Origin of the sequence: Nocardia sp. NPDC059180 (genome assembly GCF_042754945.1) — a bacterium.
GTDB lineage: Bacteria > Actinomycetota > Actinomycetes > Mycobacteriales > Mycobacteriaceae > Nocardia.
Genome location: NZ_JBHZBU010000010.1, coordinates 1 through 13,884, shown reverse-complemented (window position 1 = coordinate 13,884; position 13,884 = coordinate 1). Strand labels below are relative to the sequence as shown.

Here is a 13,884-nt window from a genome sequence, read left to right as displayed (position 1 = left end):
CGGGCCAAGGGTTCGACACCGATCTCGAAAATCAGTGGTGCTCGGAGATCGGCCGACGCATGCTCAGGAACGTGACCGACGACGACCCGCAGATCGTGACCATCTTCCGTTCGCGCCTGCGCCCCGACGCCGAAGCCAACGGCTACTCCGCCATGGCCGACCGCATGGAAGAACGCGCCAGGGCCATGCCCGGCTTCCTCGACATCAAGGCGTTCACCGCCGCCGACGGTGAACGCGTTTCCATCGTCGTCTTCGACAACCGCGCCAACCACGACGCCTGGCGGGAGGACCCCGAACACCGTCGCGCCCAGCACCTCGGCCGCACCGATTTCTACAGCGAATACTCCATCACCGTCACCGAACAGCGCCGCCACCACAGCTTCCGGCACGCGCCGGAGCAGGCCTAGCAGCCTCATCCAGCGCGGATGATTCGGTGGGCGCGGACGCTGAACCGGCGGGCCGCTCTCTCGCGACCCGCCGGTTCACACGCGCTTCACCGAACTCGCAGAACCCCTTACGCCATTTCCGGCACCCGCAGATGCGCCAGTGCCAGTTCGAACTCGCGGACGTCGAGCGCCTCGACACCGGTCTCCCGAGCGGCGTCGACCCGCAGGGAAGCCGACTGCTCACGGCTGCGCCGCATGGCCTCGGCGTTGTCGTAGGTGGTGCAGGAGACGGCTCGGCCGGACTTGCGGTTGATCATCAGGCTCGCGCTGCAGAACCCGTCGAGTTCCTCCATCGCGGGCAGAGTGCTGGCCTTGTAGACCTCGACGGCCGCATCGACGCGGCTCGGATCGGTCTTGACCCAGGTTGCCCGCACGCATGCGCCTTCGCGGGACAGATGGGCCCGGTGCAGACCGGCGATTTCCCATTCTTCGACATGTGCGCTCCCGCCGAACAAGGCGATCGCGCGTTCACGAATCGGACCGACCCGCTCCATGCTGTCGCGCATGGCCGCTTCCGATTCCCAGGAACTCGTGGCGATGCACCGGCCGTTGGTCCGGTCCACCATCAGCGACAATCCGACGCACCCTGGTATTTCTTGAAGTTCAGGCAGCACGACATCACGCATATGCGCAATCCCGGCGTCGATAGCGGAGGGTTGCGCCTGAATCGTGGTAGATCGCGCGAACACGACCCACCCCCTCTCTACTCAGGGCAGCGCCCGGCGGCGCCACCGGTGCCCTTCACGATGCTCCCTCGTAGTCGCGGAGGCAAGAGGCGAAGCTGATCATCCGGTGGCGCAGAGAACCGGCAAGCTAGCCGTTCGCGGGGTAGTGCTGGTCGAGCCACTGCTCGAAGGTCGGGCCCGCGATGAGCGCGCCAGGACCGGGTAGCAAGGCGCCCGCGGCCTGCAAGTCGCGGTTCGGATCCTCGCCGTCGGTAATTTCCTGTACCCGGGCCGGGGCACCACGACGGGCGGCAAGGCGCGCTGTGGCCGCGGCAAGGTTCAGTTCTTCCGGGCCGGCGATCTCGGTCATCTCGAGGGCAGAATCGGCCGTCGCCAGCTTCGCCAGCTCTTCGGCCACCGTGCGCGCGGCGACGAGCTGGGTCCGCGTCGCCGGAACGTAGGCGCTGTCACCGCGAGTGGTCCAGTCCAACATCATCTCGGTGAATTCGTGGAACTGCGCGGCCCGCAGAATCCGCACCGGCAGCGGACCTTCACGGTAGGCGCGCTCATGGGCCAGCTTGCCCGCATAGTGCCCCGCGGTGAACGCATCGATGCCGATGATCGAGACGAGCACGATCCGCTGCACCCCCGCCGCAGGCGCCGCCCGCTGCACGTTCCGGGCGATGGTACGGAAGAAGTCTTGTACCGCAGCGGTTTCTGTCGTCGACGCGTTGGTCGCATCCACCACCACATCCACACCGTCCAGCGCCGGTTCCAACCCGGCACCGGTGTAGGCGTCGACCCCCGCCGCCCGAGTCAGCTCGGCAACCTCATGCCCCTGGTTTTTCAGTACATCAACGACCTCACGGCCGATCCGCCCACTCGCCCCGAGCACCGCAACCCGCATCACTACCTCCTCCATCCGATGTCCTTCACCGCATAGACGACGTAGGGCGGGCGAGTGTGACAACACCGCGTGTCGCGACACCGCCCGGCTTCGGTCAAGCTGCTGGGACCGGGGTGTTGTGGCGGGTGGCGACCCACCAGCGGTCGTTCTCCTTGACCAGGACGTAGAGGGCGACCATGGCGGGGTCTTTGTCGATGAGGGTGCCGTCCGGGGCAGTTGCCCTGGCTGCCTTGTGCGCGATGGCGATATCGGGACGCAGGAAGGTGATGTCGGTGAGTTCGTAGTGCACGTACTCGTTCTTCAGGAAGCCTGCGAGGCCGCGGCGGCCGGCCTCGAGCAGAGCGTCGCGGCCGGTGATCACCGAGCCGACCGCATTGCCCGCCGACGCGTTCGCGGTGAATCCGCTGATCATCAATTCGGCATCGTTGCTGTTGTAGCCGGTCTCGACATCGGCGACCAATTGTTCGATCGCGGCGATGTCGGCGGTGTGGTCGACGGAGGTGTCCTCGACGACCGGCGGTTCGGATGTTGTTGCGCTCATGATGAACAGCGTGATACCTGAACCATGCTTCAGGTCAAGTGGTGGTTATCCGAGACCCTGCGCGAACCCGCCATCGACGATCAATTCGGTTCCCGTGGTGAAGGTCGCGTCAGCGGCCAGGTAGAGCGCCGCCGAGGCGACCTCGTCGACCGTTCCAGGCCTGCCCATCGGCGTCGTTTCCTTACCGTCACGGATGAATTCCGCGCGCTGCTCTTCGGTCAGTTCCGCAACGCCCATACTCGGCGTAAGGATGAAACCGGGCGCGACGGCATTGACCCGGATACTGCGTGGCAACAGCTCGGCGGCAAGGACTTTCGCGAATGCGCGCACGGCTTCCTTCGCCGCCGAATACGCACTGAGCCCGGGGAAGATGCGGTCGTTGGAGACCGTGGTGAAGACGATGCTGCCACCGTCATTGATCAGCGGAGCGAGCCGCTGCACGGTGAAGAACGCACCCTTGGCATTGACGTCGAAAACGCGATCCCAATGCTCGACCGTGGCTTCGTCGAGGGTCTTGAACTCGGCGATCCCGTGGTTGACGAACAGATAATCGATACCGCCGAGGCGTTGGTCGACGATGCGGGCGAGTTCTTCGATGTCCGCGGGTTTCGTCGCATCGGAGCGAACGGTATGAGCCGCAGCCGGATCCAATTCCGCGCGCGCTTTCTCGATCCCGGCCTCGTTGCGCCCGGTGAGCACCACCTCCGCACCGCGATCGACCAGGGACTGCACGATGGCCAGCCCCATACCGTGGGTGCCGCCGGTGACTACAGCCTTCTTGCCCGCCAATGGTTTCGAGCTTTCGTATTCGGTCATGCCGTTACGCTAAAGTCTCACGTCGACGTGAGAGTCAACCACCTGAGACGGGGGTCACATGCGAATCGGCGAGCTTTCCCACAAGACCGGCATGAGCGTGCGAGGACTGCGTTACTACGAGGAACAGGGGCTGCTGCGACCGGCACGCCGCGCCAGCGGCTACCGCGAGTTCAGCGAATCCGATGTGGAATCCGTGCGACGCATCCGCATCCTGCTCGCGGCCGGGCTGCCGACCCGGGTGATCGCCGAGGTACTGCCCTGCATGGTCGACGACGGCCGCTACCTTGCGCCGACGTGCGAGGAGATGGCCGGGGACCTCCGCACGGAACTGGACCGCATGAACCGCGATATCGCCGAACGAGAAGCGGCGCGCTCCATCCTGCAATCCATCCTCGCCGCCGAGCCGAGCACGCACGCCCACGCGGCATCCTGACTCGCGCCCTCGTGTCCGGCACCACCCGGCGCGACTCCGATGTCTCATAAGGTGCGCCCATGACCGTGCTGCGCTCGATCCTGCTGTTCGCCCTGGCCGCCGTAGCCGAGATCGGCGGCGCGTGGCTGGTCTGGCAGGGCGTGCGCGAGCACCGGGGATGGGCGTGGATCGGCGCGGGAGTCATCGCACTCGGGCTCTACGGTTTCGTCGCGACCTTCCAGCCGGACGCGAACTTCGGCCGCATCCTCGCCGCGTACGGCGGCGTCTTCGTCGCCGGTTCGCTCGCCTGGGGCATGGCCCTCGACGGCTTCCGCCCCGACCGCTGGGACATCACCGGCGCCCTCATCTGCCTACTCGGCGTCGCCGTCATCATGTACGCCCCACGCACCTGACCGCCGAGTGGTACCTGGCTGCGGCATTTCGCGAGAAGACCGCTCCGTCAGGTACCACTCGTGCCGACGTCAGGGGGTGCGGCGGGCGAAGCGGCCGGGGTCGGCTTGGTCGCGGGGTTTGACGATGATTTGGTCGAGGTTGACGTGTGGGGGGCGGGAGGCGGTGAAGGCGACGATTTCGGCGATGTCCTTGGCTACGAGGGGGTCGATGCCTTCGTAGACCTTGGCGGCGCGGTTTTCGTCGCCTTCGAAGCGGACCAGGGAGAATTCGGTTTCCACGGCGCCTGGAGCGATTTCGGTGAGGCGGACCGGTTTGCCGAGCAGCTCGCCGCGCAGGGTGCGGTGCAGGACGGCTTGGGCGTGCTTGGCGGAGGTGTAGCCGGAGCCGTTGTCGTAGGCGTGGAAGGCGGCCACGGAGGTGATGGTGACGATGAGTCCGTCGCCGGAGTCGATGAGCTTGGGCAGCAGCGCCTTGGTCACCCGCAGCGTGCCCAGGACGTTGGTCTCCCACATCCAGCGCCAGTCGTCGAGATCGGCCTCGGCGACGGTCGCGAGGCCCTTCGCCCCGCCGGCATTGTTCACCAGCACATCCACCCGGTCGATCGCGTCGGTGAACGCCCGCACCGAATCCTCGGAGGTCACATCGAGTTCGAGCGCGGTACCGCCGATCTCGTCGGCCAGCCGCTGCAAACGGTCGAGCCTGCGAGCACCGACATACACGTGGTAACCCTGATCGGCGAGCTCGCGGGCGGTGGCCTCCCCGATTCCCGAGCTGGCTCCGGTGACGACGGCGGTGCGTGTGCTCATGCTTTCACCTCGCCGGCGCTCGGCTCGAGCACGAGCACACTCGTGGCTGCGTTGACTGTTCGCTCGCTGCGCTCGCTCATGCGCCAAGCCTAAAGGGGCGGGTCTTCGACCCGATCCGCACCGGGCCGGACCCGGGGACGAAACGCTAGCCTGACGAGCATGGCTATTCGGGAAGTCGTCAGCGCTGACGGAACAACCATCGTCTACCGGGTCAGCGGTCCGGCCGAGGGCAGGCCACTGGTGCTGTTGCACGGCTGGTCGGCGAACCTGCGGTCCTGGGGCCGGGCTGCCGAGGATCTCGCCGAGCGGTACCGGGTGATCGCGGTCGACCTGCGCGGGCACGGCTACTCGGGTGCACCCGCGACCGGCTACGACGACCCGAAGAACTGGGCCGCCGACCTGGCCGCAGTCCTGTCCGCCGAATCGATCGAGTCGGGCGCCGTGCTGCTCGGCTGGTCCTACGGCGGGATCGCGATCAGCGATTACCTGACCGCTTGCGGTACGGGCGCGATCGCGGGCGTGATCTACACCGGATCGCTGGCCAATATCGGCCCCGGCATCCCCGGTGCGGGCGTCGGCCCGGCGATGGAGACCGCGATTCCGTCGGTGTTCGAGGAGAGCGCAGGCCGGGCCATGCGCGGATTCGCTGCGTTCGGCAACTCCAATACCGGACCGGGCGCGGACACCGGCGCCGACGCCCAGCGTTTGTTCGGCGCGAGCCTGTCGACCCCGCCGTTCGTACGCAAAGCGCTGTTCTACCGGACGGTGGACAACTCCGAGACCCTGCGCAACCTCGACATTCCGGTGCTGGTGCTCCACGGCACCGCCGACCCCGTTGTCCCGATCGACAACGGCCGATACATCGCCGAGCTGGCCCCGAAATCGCGCACGTCGTTCTGGGAGGACGCCCAGCACGGCCTGTTCATCGAGGATCGCGAGCGCTTCGTCCGCGAAGTCGGCGAGTTCATCGACGGCCTCTGAACGACCCGCGCCGAGCGCCGCACGGCCCGGGCCTGCGCGTCCGCAGCGGATCGGGTGACCACCCTCACGGCCGGTCTGTGATGGCTGTCACTCGTCGGGAAGCGGGCGCCTGAACGTGGCGTTACACCATGCAGTATGGACATTGTGAGTGAACGCCCGGAACCACGGCCCCGTCGGATCGCGGTGTTGTCGGTGCACACCTCACCACTCGCGCAACCAGGTACCGGCGATGCGGGCGGCATGAACGTCTACGTGCTGCAAACCGCCGTCGAGCTGGCTCGTCGCGGTACCGAGGTGGAGATCTTCACCCGCGCCACCTCCTCGAATGTCCCGCCGGTGCAGGAAGCCGCGCCGGGCGTGCTGGTGCGCAATGTGGTGGCGGGCCCGTTCGAGGGCCTGGACAAGCACGACCTGCCCACTCAGCTGTGCCCGTTCACCGCCGAGGTGCTGCGGCAGGAGGCTCGGCATCTGCCCGGCCATTACGACCTGGTGCATTCGCATTACTGGCTCTCCGGTCAGGTGGGCTGGCTGGCCCGCGACCGCTGGCGGGTGCCGCTGGTGCACACCGCGCACACCCTCGCGGCCGTGAAGAATGCCGCGCTGGCCGAGGGCGATTGTCCGGAACCGGCGACCCGGGAGATCGGCGAGAAGCAGGTGATCGCGGAGGCCGACCGGATGGTGGCCAATACCGGTGAGGAGGCGCGTCAGCTCGTCGAGCTCTATGGCGCCGAAGCCGACCGCATCGACGTGGTACCCCCCGGCGCCGATCTGAGTCGCTACTGTCCGGGCGACAAGGCCGCTGCCCGCGCCGAGTTGGGTCTGGCAGGCGACGAGCAGATCGTCGCGTTCATCGGCCGCATCCAGCCGCTGAAGGCACCTGACGTTCTTGTTCGCGCCGCAGCCGCGGCCCTGCACCGCGATCCGAGCCGCAAGCTGCGCGTACTCATCGTCGGCGGACCGTCGGGCAGTGGGCTCAAACGCCCGGACGCGCTCATCGACCTCGCTGCCGAGCTCGGCATCGCCGATCGGGTGACGTTCCTGCCGCCGCAGTCCTCGGACCGGCTGGTGCAGATCTATCGCGCCGCCGACCTGGTCGCGGTCCCCAGCTACAACGAATCTTTCGGCCTTGTCGCGCTGGAGGCGCAGGCCAGCGGCACCCCGGTGCTCGCCGCCGATGTGGGCGGGCTCGGCACGGCGGTCCGCGATCAGCACACCGGTCTGCTGGTTCCCGGCCATCGCACCGACGACTGGGCCGACGCACTGACCACACTGCTCGACGCACCCGCCAGGCTCGAACAGATGGGCGCGCGCGCCGTCGAGCACGCCGCGGAATTCTCCTGGGCGCACACCGCCGACGGCCTGCTGGCCAGTTATTCGGCTGCGCTGTCGCGGTTCGCCGCCGACCGCGCCGGACTCGGTAGCCTCCCCACGGCAGCGGTCAGGCCCACTATCCTCGGCGACAATCAGGCCAGATCACGGGCGCTGTGGCGCCGCCGGACAGGAGCACGCCGATGAGCCGGGCATCCGAGGCAGCTGCCACCGCGGACGTGATCGACGCGACGCTGGCCGAGCGCGAGATCGAATACACCCGTCCCGCCGACGACACCTTCGTCGTCGTCCTGCCCGGTGAGCGCAAGCTGAAGACCACGCTCATGCTCACCGTCGGCAAGCACGGCGTGCGCATCGAATCGTTCGTCTGCCGCAAGCCGGACGAGAACTTCGAGGGCGTCTACAAATACCTGCTGCGCCGCAACCGCAAGCTCTACGGCGTGGCGTACACCCTGGACCGCGTCGGCGACATCTACCTCGTCGGGCGGCTGTCCACCCATGCCGTCATCCCCGACGAGCTGGACCGCATCTTCGGCCAGGTCCTCGAGGCCGTCGATTTCGACTTCAACACCCTGCTCGAATTGGGGTTCGCCGAATCCATCCGCAAGGAATGGAAGTGGCGGGTCTCCCGCGGGGAATCGCTGAAGAATCTGCGCGCGTTCGAGCACCTCATCGAGGAATCCCCCGACGCCTGAGCCGAGCGCTCAGCGCCCGCCCGCAGGCTGCGGGGGCACCGGGGTAGCGGAAACCGTCGTGGCGGGTTTGCCGGTGAGCGCCGACATCGACTTCCACGTCGGCCAATCGATGGTCCAGTCGTAGAGATCGCCGTCCGCGGCCGAGAGCTGGATCCGGGTGCCGGTGACCTCGACGGGGTCGCCGTAGCGCGCCGTCGGGAAATACGCCTCGGCATCGGCGGGCGAGAGGTTGATGCAGCCGTTGGTGACATTGGCCGCGCCCTGCGCCGACAGCGAGGCCGGGTTGGCGTGAATGAATTCGCCGTTGTTGGAGATGCGCACGGCCCAGCGCTCGCGGACGTTCTCGTAGAACGGCGGATTCGACATCATGAAGTCCTCGTACTTCTCGGTCACCACGTGAATGCCCGAGCGGGTCACGTTGCGCGCCTCGTTGCCCTCGCCGTAGCTGACCGGAAAGTCGAAGACGACGGCACCGTCGCGCACCACCTGCATGCGGTGGCTCGGTGCATCGGCCTTGACGATCTGCGCGGGTCCGATGGTGAAATCGGAGGTGATGTCGGAGTCGCCGTAGGCGCCGTTGCCGAGGTCGAGCCCGTAGAGCATGGCTCCGACATGCACGGTGGTGCCCGGCGTCCAGTACTCCTTGGGACGCCAGTGCAGCCGGGAGCCGCCGTTGTCGTCGGGGAACCAGGCCCATGCGCCCTCGGTGGGCGGATCGGTGGTGACGGTGAGCGCCTTCTCCACCGCGGCCTTGTTCTGCACCGACCCCTTGAATTGCACGATGATCGGCGCGGCGATGCCGACCTCCTGGCCGTCACCGATATTGAGAGTGGCCGGGAGGGTCGCCTTCGGCGCGAGCGTGCTGAAGGTGCCGTCGATGGGGACGGGTTTGCCGTCGGTGCCGATCGCGGTGCCGGTCCAGGTGTAGGACGAGTCGTAGCCGAGCGGCTCGGTGGTGCGGTAGCTGCGTTTGTCCGGCGACACCTCACCCTTGACCTGCTTGCCATTGGCGTTGGTCAGGGCGATCTGGTTGATGGTGCCGTTCTCGACGGTCACCGAAACGGGCGCGGTCGGGCTGACGTCGGCGGCATCGTCGTCCGGGGTCATGGTGATCGAGGCGATCGGCTCGTCCGGCGCCGACCCGGAACCCGCACCCCGGTCGATCGTGCACCCGGCGACCAGCGCCACCACCGCGAACAGCACGCCCGCCACAGCGGCAGCCGGCCCGAACTTGTCTGGTCGGTTGCTCACCCCATCGAATCTACGCCCGGCAAATCGGCCGCCCGACCACAACCACGCCGGATCGCCTGCGTGCGGGTGTGTGATCAGCCACGTCGGAGGGAAAGTTTGCTACCGGCAAACCAGCGCCACAGCAATTGATCAGCTATCGATCAGATGGGGTCGTCAGAGTGCGATCCCGACGGTGACCGGCTCGGGAACCAGCCGGATGCCGAACCGTTCGGCAACCCCGTCCCGGACGGTGCGGGCCAGCTCGACCAGGTCGGTCGCGGTCGCCGCACCACGGTTGGTCAGCGCCAGCGTGTGCTTGGTCGACAACCGGGCGGCGGCGTCCGGACCCGGGAAGCCTTTGCCGAAGCCCGCGCGTTCGATCAGCCACCCTGCCGACAGCTTCACCCCGTCCGGTGCGGGATAGGTGGGGATGGCGACTTCGCCGACATGTGCGCGGATCTTGCCGAGCACCTGGTCCGCCTCGGCCTGCGGCACCACCGGGTTGGTGAAGAACGAGCCCGCGCTCCAGGTGTCGTGATCGGCGGCATCGAGCACCATCCCCTTGCCCGCGCGAAGGGTCAGCACAGCCGCCCTGACCTGCGCGGCAGTCCGGGATTCACCGTCTGTCGCGCCGAGAACCCGAGCGAGTTCCCCATACCGCAACGGTGCGCTGGCACCGCTCGGATCCAACGCGAACTCCACCGCGAGCACCACCGCCCGATCCCTGTGCTTGAGCACGCTGGTGCGGTAGCCGAAACCCAGCTCGGCCGGTTCGACCCAGCCGATCTCGCCGGTGGTGCGGTCGAGCAGCTGGATCCGGCGCAGCAGCCGGTCGACCTCGACGCCGTACGCGCCGACGTTCTGCACCGGCGTCGCCCCGGCCGAGCCAGGAATCCCGGACAGGCATTCCAGGCCACCGAATCCGGCGTCGACGGTGGCCGCGACCACGGCGTCCCAGTTCGCGCCCGCCTCCGCGAGCACACTGTCCGCACCGAAGGTGACCGCGTCATTGGCCACCCGCACCACCACACCGGCGAACCCGGCGTCATCGATGAGCAGATTCGAGCCACCGGCGAGCAGCAGCAGGGGTACTCCGGCCGCGTCGAGGGCGCGGACCGCCGCCACCAGGGCGTCGGTGCTCGCGCAGTCGGCGACGGTGGCCGGGCCGCCGACCCGCAGCGTCGTCAGGTCCGCTAGGCGCACCCCGTCGCGGACCGTCGCACCGGTCCCCGACAGCAGGTCACGCACTTGTTCCGAGGACACCAACCGTGAAGTTCGCACAGCCAGACGGTAGCGTGTCCGACCATGGCTACACCCCTGGCGTATACGGCCCGCTACACCCATCCGGTTGCTGCGGTGCGCGCGGCGTTCGCCGACGAGCAGTACTGGAAGGACCGGATCGCGGCCGTCGGTGGGCCGAATGCCCGGCTGGATTCGGTCACCGTCGAGGGTGAGCAGGTACGTATCGAGATGGTGCAGGCCATCGCCGCCGAGCTGCTACCCGCGGCGATCACCGCCGTTCGCCCCGGTGACCTCATCATTCCGCGGATCGAGAGCTGGACCGGTAATTCCGCGACGTTCGAGGCGCGGGTGGAGGGTGCGCCCGCCGAAGTCCGCGGGACGATCACCCTCAGCGATGTCGACGCGGGCGCTACCGCCGTGGTCGACGGTGGGATCGAGGTCAAGGTTCCGCTGTTCGGCGGCAAGATCGAGGCCGCGATCGCCGAACGCCTCACCGAACTGCTGGCCGAGGAGACCGAGTTCACCAACGCTTGGATCTCCGAGAGCTGACCGACTGTGACGCCGACGGCGCCGCCGGGGACCGGTTTGTGGCCGGTCCCTCCTTCCACCGCCCGGCGCTGCCGCGACAACTGGTCCCGGTAACGTAACCGCCCATGGCTCGACGACTGGACTACTCCGCCCGCTACCCGCTGCATACCACCAAAGAGCTGTACGCGGCGCTGTCGAACCGGGATTACTGGGAGGCCCGGATCGAGGAAATGCGGAAGTTCTCGCCCAACGACGTGGTGAGCCTCGAATCCGATGACGACGGTATCGAGGTGGTGCTGCACCACATCCTGCCGCGCGAAACCCTGCCCGAGATCGCGCAGACGGTGATGCGCAAGGACATGGTGATCACCCGCAAGGAGAGCTACGGACCGTTCGGGCCCGAGGTCACCGGCAAATACTCCGCCTCCATTCCAGCGGGCCCCGGCAGTCTCACCGGAACCATGCACCTGTTCCCCACCGAGACCGGCTGCACCATGCGTTTCTCCTCCGAGGCGAAGGTGTTCATCCCGATGGTCGGCCCGCGCCTCGAGCAACTGATGCTGGTCAACCTAGTCGACCTGTTCCGTGCCGAGGCCGAGGTGACCCAGACGTGGCTGGAAGAGCAAAACCCCACCAGCTGAATCCGGTCGGCACGATCACGCGCGGCACCACCGGCGTCAACCGGTTGCGCCGCAGTGACCGCTGGCTGATCAACGACGACCTGGTCACCGCCAGGTTGCACGCGGCCACCGATCCGCTGGTGGTCGATCTCGGCTACGGCGCGAGCCCGTGGACCACGTTCGAGCTGGCCGCGCGACTGCGCACGGTCCGGCCCGACGTGCGTGTGGTCGGTCTGGAGATCGACCCGGAGCGTGTGGTGCCCGGACGTGACGGCGTGAGCTTCGCCCGCGGCGGCTTCGAACTCGCCGGGCTGCGGCCGGTGCTGGTCCGCGCGTTCAACGTCCTGCGCCAGTACCCGGAATCGGCTGTGCCCGAGGCCTGGTCGACGATCACCTCCGGCCTCGCCCCCGGAGGCCTGCTGGTAGACGGCACCTGCGACGAACTCGGCCGCCGCAGCGCGTGGGTGCTGCTCGACCACACCGGCCCGCTCTCGCTCACCCTGGCCTGGGATCCGTTCACCGTCGAGCGACCCTCCGATATCGCCGAACGTCTCCCGAAGGTGTTGATCCACCGCAACATTCCCGGCGAAGGCGTGCACGCGCTGCTCACCGCCGCCGACCGCGCGTGGTCACACGCCGCGCCGCTGGCGCCGTTCGGTCCGCGAGCGCGCTGGCGTGCCGCCGCACACCTCTTGCGCGAGCAAGGTTTCCCAGTGCGCGAGTACCGCAGGCGGATGCGGGACAACGTGCTGTCGGTGCCGTGGGAGGTGGTGGCGCCGTCGCCGCTGGACGAGTCGGTGGCCGACCGCATGTGAGTTCCGCAGGCCACTCGGGCGGCGCCCGCGTTGGTTTCTGCAGGTGAATATCTCGGCTGGAATATCCCTGATGGACTCCAATACCGTTGTGTGCGAATGGTTTACGACTGATACAGTTGTGCTATTGTGATGTTGGGGTTCTCGAGCGGTATCTGCGTGCAACAGCGAAACATCTGTCGCGGAAGCGGAATGGCGAATGCAGGGCCAGTCGGCCCGCACGATGCAAAAGCCCAGCATGGTTTCCGCGGCAGTGCCATTGCTCTACCCGTTTGCGGGTCGATCGGCCCGCCCTCGATGGGGAGGACTTCCATGCAGGACACCGGATCCACATTGCCGCGCCGCCAACTCGGGCGCTACCTGATGGACTGGCGCACCCGCGCCGGGCTCAGCCAGCCACAGGCGGCTCAACTACTCGGCATTGGTTCCACCAGTTTGTATCGGCTCGAACACGGACAGAACGGAAAAGTAAACCTTGGCCACGTCGAAGCCGCCTGCGAACTGTACGGGGTACCCGAACACCTCGTCGCCGCCTATGTCGGCCTGGCGCGGCAGACGAGCGAGAAGAGTTGGTGGCATGAGTTCGGGGATCTGATTCCGGAGAACTTCGACGTGTACATGGGGATGGAAGCGGCTGCGCAGACGTTCACGTCGTACCACCCGGACTTGGTTCCAGGGATCTTGCAGACTGCGGACTACACGCGGGTACTGGTGCGGGAAGCGCTCCCCGACGAGGCTCCGGCCGAACACGAACGGCGAGTGCAGATGCGGCAGTACCGGCAGATGATCGTTACCCGGAAACGTCGGCCGGTGGAAGTCAATGTCGTGCTGCACGAATCGGTACTGCGCCGCACAATCGGCGACGGAAAGATCACAGGCGTCCAGCTCAAACGACTCGCAGACATGAGTACGCGGCCGAACGTCACTTTGCGTGTACTGCCCAATGAGGCGGGCGTTCCAGGCGGCCATAGCGTCGGACAGTTCACAATCCTCGACTTCGGCGCCAACCGCGTTGGCGGGTTGGTTGAGCCGCCTGTCGTCTATGTGCCCGGCATCGTCGGTGGCATGTATTTCGAGAAGCCGAAGGATGTTCACCGGTACCATCAGGCGTACAAGGCATTCCAGGATCGTGCGCTGGATGCTGTGGACAGCAGGGGCCTGCTCCGCCAGGTAGCTAAGGAGTTTCTACAGTGAACGTTGACCTGTCTGATGCACATTGGTTCAAGAGCAGCCGCAGCGACGCAACCCAGGATTGCGTGGAAGTCGCTTTCCTTGATGCAGAGCTGGTCGGTGTCCGTGACTCCAAGAACCCGTCCGGAGGCGCGCTCGTCTTCGGTCCGGGCGAGTGGCAAGCGTTCACCGCCGGAGTGGCGGGCGGCAAGTTCGACCACCGCTAGAACCACAGTGCGCGAGCCCTGGACGCTCGAGCGTGTCTCTGAG

The 13,884-nt window shown here is 67.1% G+C and carries 18 protein-coding genes; 11 read left to right on the top strand and 7 right to left on the bottom strand.

From position 1 onward, the window contains the following. The first annotated feature begins 71 nt into the window (after window positions 1-71). On the top strand, window positions 72-407 hold the full coding sequence (locus ACFXNW_RS25930; RefSeq protein WP_379420403.1) for an antibiotic biosynthesis monooxygenase family protein: 336 nt from the start codon (window positions 72-74) through the stop codon (window positions 405-407). 107 nt (window positions 408-514) lie between these two features. On the opposite strand, the gene ACFXNW_RS25925 is transcribed toward ACFXNW_RS25930, so the two are convergent. From ACFXNW_RS25925 to ACFXNW_RS25910, 4 genes are all read right to left on the bottom strand, one after another. Continuing rightward, window positions 515-1,135 carry an antibiotic biosynthesis monooxygenase gene (locus tag ACFXNW_RS25925; RefSeq protein WP_379420402.1) on the bottom strand — a complete coding sequence of 207 codons (621 nt, stop codon included), beginning with the start codon at window positions 1,133-1,135 and terminating at the stop codon, window positions 515-517. Between the two features lie 124 nt (window positions 1,136-1,259). Beyond that, the gene (locus tag ACFXNW_RS25920; RefSeq protein ID WP_379420401.1) at window positions 1,260-2,033 is read right to left on the bottom strand and encodes an SDR family oxidoreductase; all 774 of its coding nucleotides are present in this window, start codon (window positions 2,031-2,033) and stop codon (window positions 1,260-1,262) included. Between the two features lie 79 nt (window positions 2,034-2,112). Continuing rightward, a complete protein-coding gene (locus ACFXNW_RS25915; protein ID WP_379420400.1) occupies window positions 2,113-2,559 on the bottom strand; it encodes an SgcJ/EcaC family oxidoreductase in 447 nt (148 codons plus the stop codon). Window positions 2,560-2,604: 45 nt separating this feature from the next. Beyond that, window positions 2,605-3,375, bottom strand: a complete 771-nt coding sequence (locus ACFXNW_RS25910) for an SDR family NAD(P)-dependent oxidoreductase (RefSeq protein WP_379420399.1) — start codon at window positions 3,373-3,375, stop codon at window positions 2,605-2,607. Between the two features lie 58 nt (window positions 3,376-3,433). On the opposite strand from ACFXNW_RS25910, the gene ACFXNW_RS25905 reads away from it, so the two are divergent. Then, window positions 3,434-3,808 (top strand): MerR family transcriptional regulator, encoded by a 375-nt coding sequence (locus ACFXNW_RS25905; RefSeq protein WP_379420398.1) that lies wholly within the window; start codon window positions 3,434-3,436, stop codon window positions 3,806-3,808. 59 nt (window positions 3,809-3,867) lie between these two features. Next, window positions 3,868-4,200: a YnfA family protein gene (locus ACFXNW_RS25900; protein WP_379420397.1), complete on the top strand. Its 333-nt coding sequence runs from the start codon at window positions 3,868-3,870 to the stop codon at window positions 4,198-4,200. Between the two features lie 69 nt (window positions 4,201-4,269). Here ACFXNW_RS25900 and ACFXNW_RS25895 read toward each other — a convergent pair whose 3' ends face one another. Then, the gene (locus ACFXNW_RS25895) at window positions 4,270-5,007 is read right to left on the bottom strand and encodes an SDR family NAD(P)-dependent oxidoreductase (protein ID WP_379420396.1); all 738 of its coding nucleotides are present in this window, start codon (window positions 5,005-5,007) and stop codon (window positions 4,270-4,272) included. Between the two features lie 159 nt (window positions 5,008-5,166). On the opposite strand from ACFXNW_RS25895, the gene ACFXNW_RS25890 reads away from it, so the two are divergent. From ACFXNW_RS25890 to ACFXNW_RS25880, 3 genes are all read left to right on the top strand, one after another. After that, window positions 5,167-5,988 carry an alpha/beta fold hydrolase gene (locus ACFXNW_RS25890; protein ID WP_379420395.1) on the top strand — a complete coding sequence of 274 codons (822 nt, stop codon included), beginning with the start codon at window positions 5,167-5,169 and terminating at the stop codon, window positions 5,986-5,988. Between the two features lie 135 nt (window positions 5,989-6,123). Further along, window positions 6,124-7,503: a D-inositol-3-phosphate glycosyltransferase gene (gene mshA, locus ACFXNW_RS25885; RefSeq protein WP_379420394.1), complete on the top strand. Its 1,380-nt coding sequence runs from the start codon at window positions 6,124-6,126 to the stop codon at window positions 7,501-7,503. Then, window positions 7,500-8,012: a YbjN domain-containing protein gene (locus ACFXNW_RS25880; RefSeq protein ID WP_379420393.1), complete on the top strand. Its 513-nt coding sequence runs from the start codon at window positions 7,500-7,502 to the stop codon at window positions 8,010-8,012. The genes mshA and ACFXNW_RS25880 overlap by 4 nt, the downstream gene beginning before the upstream one ends. Window positions 8,013-8,021: 9 nt before the next feature. Here ACFXNW_RS25880 and ACFXNW_RS25875 read toward each other — a convergent pair whose 3' ends face one another. Together ACFXNW_RS25875 and ACFXNW_RS25870 are read right to left on the bottom strand one after the other, a co-directional pair. Next, window positions 8,022-9,263, bottom strand: coding sequence for an Ig-like domain-containing protein (locus ACFXNW_RS25875; RefSeq protein ID WP_379420392.1), 1,242 nt, complete (start codon window positions 9,261-9,263; stop codon window positions 8,022-8,024). Between the two features lie 153 nt (window positions 9,264-9,416). After that, the gene (locus ACFXNW_RS25870) at window positions 9,417-10,505 is read right to left on the bottom strand and encodes a UDP-N-acetylmuramate dehydrogenase (protein WP_379420602.1); all 1,089 of its coding nucleotides are present in this window, start codon (window positions 10,503-10,505) and stop codon (window positions 9,417-9,419) included. Between the two features lie 42 nt (window positions 10,506-10,547). Between ACFXNW_RS25870 and ACFXNW_RS25865 the strand changes: the two genes are divergently transcribed. The 5 genes from ACFXNW_RS25865 (at window position 10,548) to ACFXNW_RS25845 (ending at window position 13,841) form a co-directional block, all read left to right on the top strand. Beyond that, complete coding sequence (locus ACFXNW_RS25865; RefSeq protein WP_379420391.1) at window positions 10,548-11,033, top strand: DUF2505 domain-containing protein; 486 nt, start codon at window positions 10,548-10,550, stop codon at window positions 11,031-11,033. A 104-nt stretch (window positions 11,034-11,137) separates the two neighbouring features. Beyond that, complete coding sequence (locus ACFXNW_RS25860; protein WP_379420390.1) at window positions 11,138-11,653, top strand: DUF2505 domain-containing protein; 516 nt, start codon at window positions 11,138-11,140, stop codon at window positions 11,651-11,653. Further along, window positions 11,623-12,447, top strand: coding sequence for a class I SAM-dependent methyltransferase (locus ACFXNW_RS25855; protein WP_379420389.1), 825 nt, complete (start codon window positions 11,623-11,625; stop codon window positions 12,445-12,447). Before ACFXNW_RS25860 ends, ACFXNW_RS25855 begins: the two co-directional genes overlap by 31 nt. Before the next feature lie 309 nt (window positions 12,448-12,756). Then, on the top strand, window positions 12,757-13,638 hold the full coding sequence (locus ACFXNW_RS25850; protein ID WP_379420388.1) for a helix-turn-helix domain-containing protein: 882 nt from the start codon (window positions 12,757-12,759) through the stop codon (window positions 13,636-13,638). After that, window positions 13,635-13,841: a DUF397 domain-containing protein gene (locus ACFXNW_RS25845; RefSeq protein ID WP_379420387.1), complete on the top strand. Its 207-nt coding sequence runs from the start codon at window positions 13,635-13,637 to the stop codon at window positions 13,839-13,841. Before ACFXNW_RS25850 ends, ACFXNW_RS25845 begins: the two co-directional genes overlap by 4 nt. The last annotated feature ends 43 nt before the right edge of the window (window positions 13,842-13,884 follow it).

What these genes read in the sequence shown, in the direction of transcription:
- ACFXNW_RS25880 (WP_379420393.1), top strand. Translation starts at nt 7,500, where the DNA reads ATGAGCCGGGCATCCGAGGCAGCTGCCACCGCGGACGTGATCGACGCG.
- ACFXNW_RS25895 (WP_379420396.1), bottom strand. Translation starts at nt 5,007, where the DNA reads ATGAGCACACGCACCGCCGTCGTCACCGGAGCCAGCTCGGGAATCGGG.
- ACFXNW_RS25910 (WP_379420399.1), bottom strand. Translation starts at nt 3,375, where the DNA reads ATGACCGAATACGAAAGCTCGAAACCATTGGCGGGCAAGAAGGCTGTA.
- ACFXNW_RS25905 (WP_379420398.1), top strand. Translation starts at nt 3,434, where the DNA reads ATGCGAATCGGCGAGCTTTCCCACAAGACCGGCATGAGCGTGCGAGGA.
- ACFXNW_RS25900 (WP_379420397.1), top strand. Translation starts at nt 3,868, where the DNA reads ATGACCGTGCTGCGCTCGATCCTGCTGTTCGCCCTGGCCGCCGTAGCC.
- ACFXNW_RS25865 (WP_379420391.1), top strand. Translation starts at nt 10,548, where the DNA reads ATGGCTACACCCCTGGCGTATACGGCCCGCTACACCCATCCGGTTGCT.
- ACFXNW_RS25915 (WP_379420400.1), bottom strand. Translation starts at nt 2,559, where the DNA reads ATGAGCGCAACAACATCCGAACCGCCGGTCGTCGAGGACACCTCCGTC.
- ACFXNW_RS25860 (WP_379420390.1), top strand. Translation starts at nt 11,138, where the DNA reads ATGGCTCGACGACTGGACTACTCCGCCCGCTACCCGCTGCATACCACC.
- ACFXNW_RS25890 (WP_379420395.1), top strand. Translation starts at nt 5,167, where the DNA reads ATGGCTATTCGGGAAGTCGTCAGCGCTGACGGAACAACCATCGTCTAC.
- ACFXNW_RS25920 (WP_379420401.1), bottom strand. Translation starts at nt 2,033, where the DNA reads ATGGAGGAGGTAGTGATGCGGGTTGCGGTGCTCGGGGCGAGTGGGCGG.
- mshA (WP_379420394.1), top strand. Translation starts at nt 6,124, where the DNA reads ATGGACATTGTGAGTGAACGCCCGGAACCACGGCCCCGTCGGATCGCG.
- ACFXNW_RS25850 (WP_379420388.1), top strand. Translation starts at nt 12,757, where the DNA reads ATGCAGGACACCGGATCCACATTGCCGCGCCGCCAACTCGGGCGCTAC.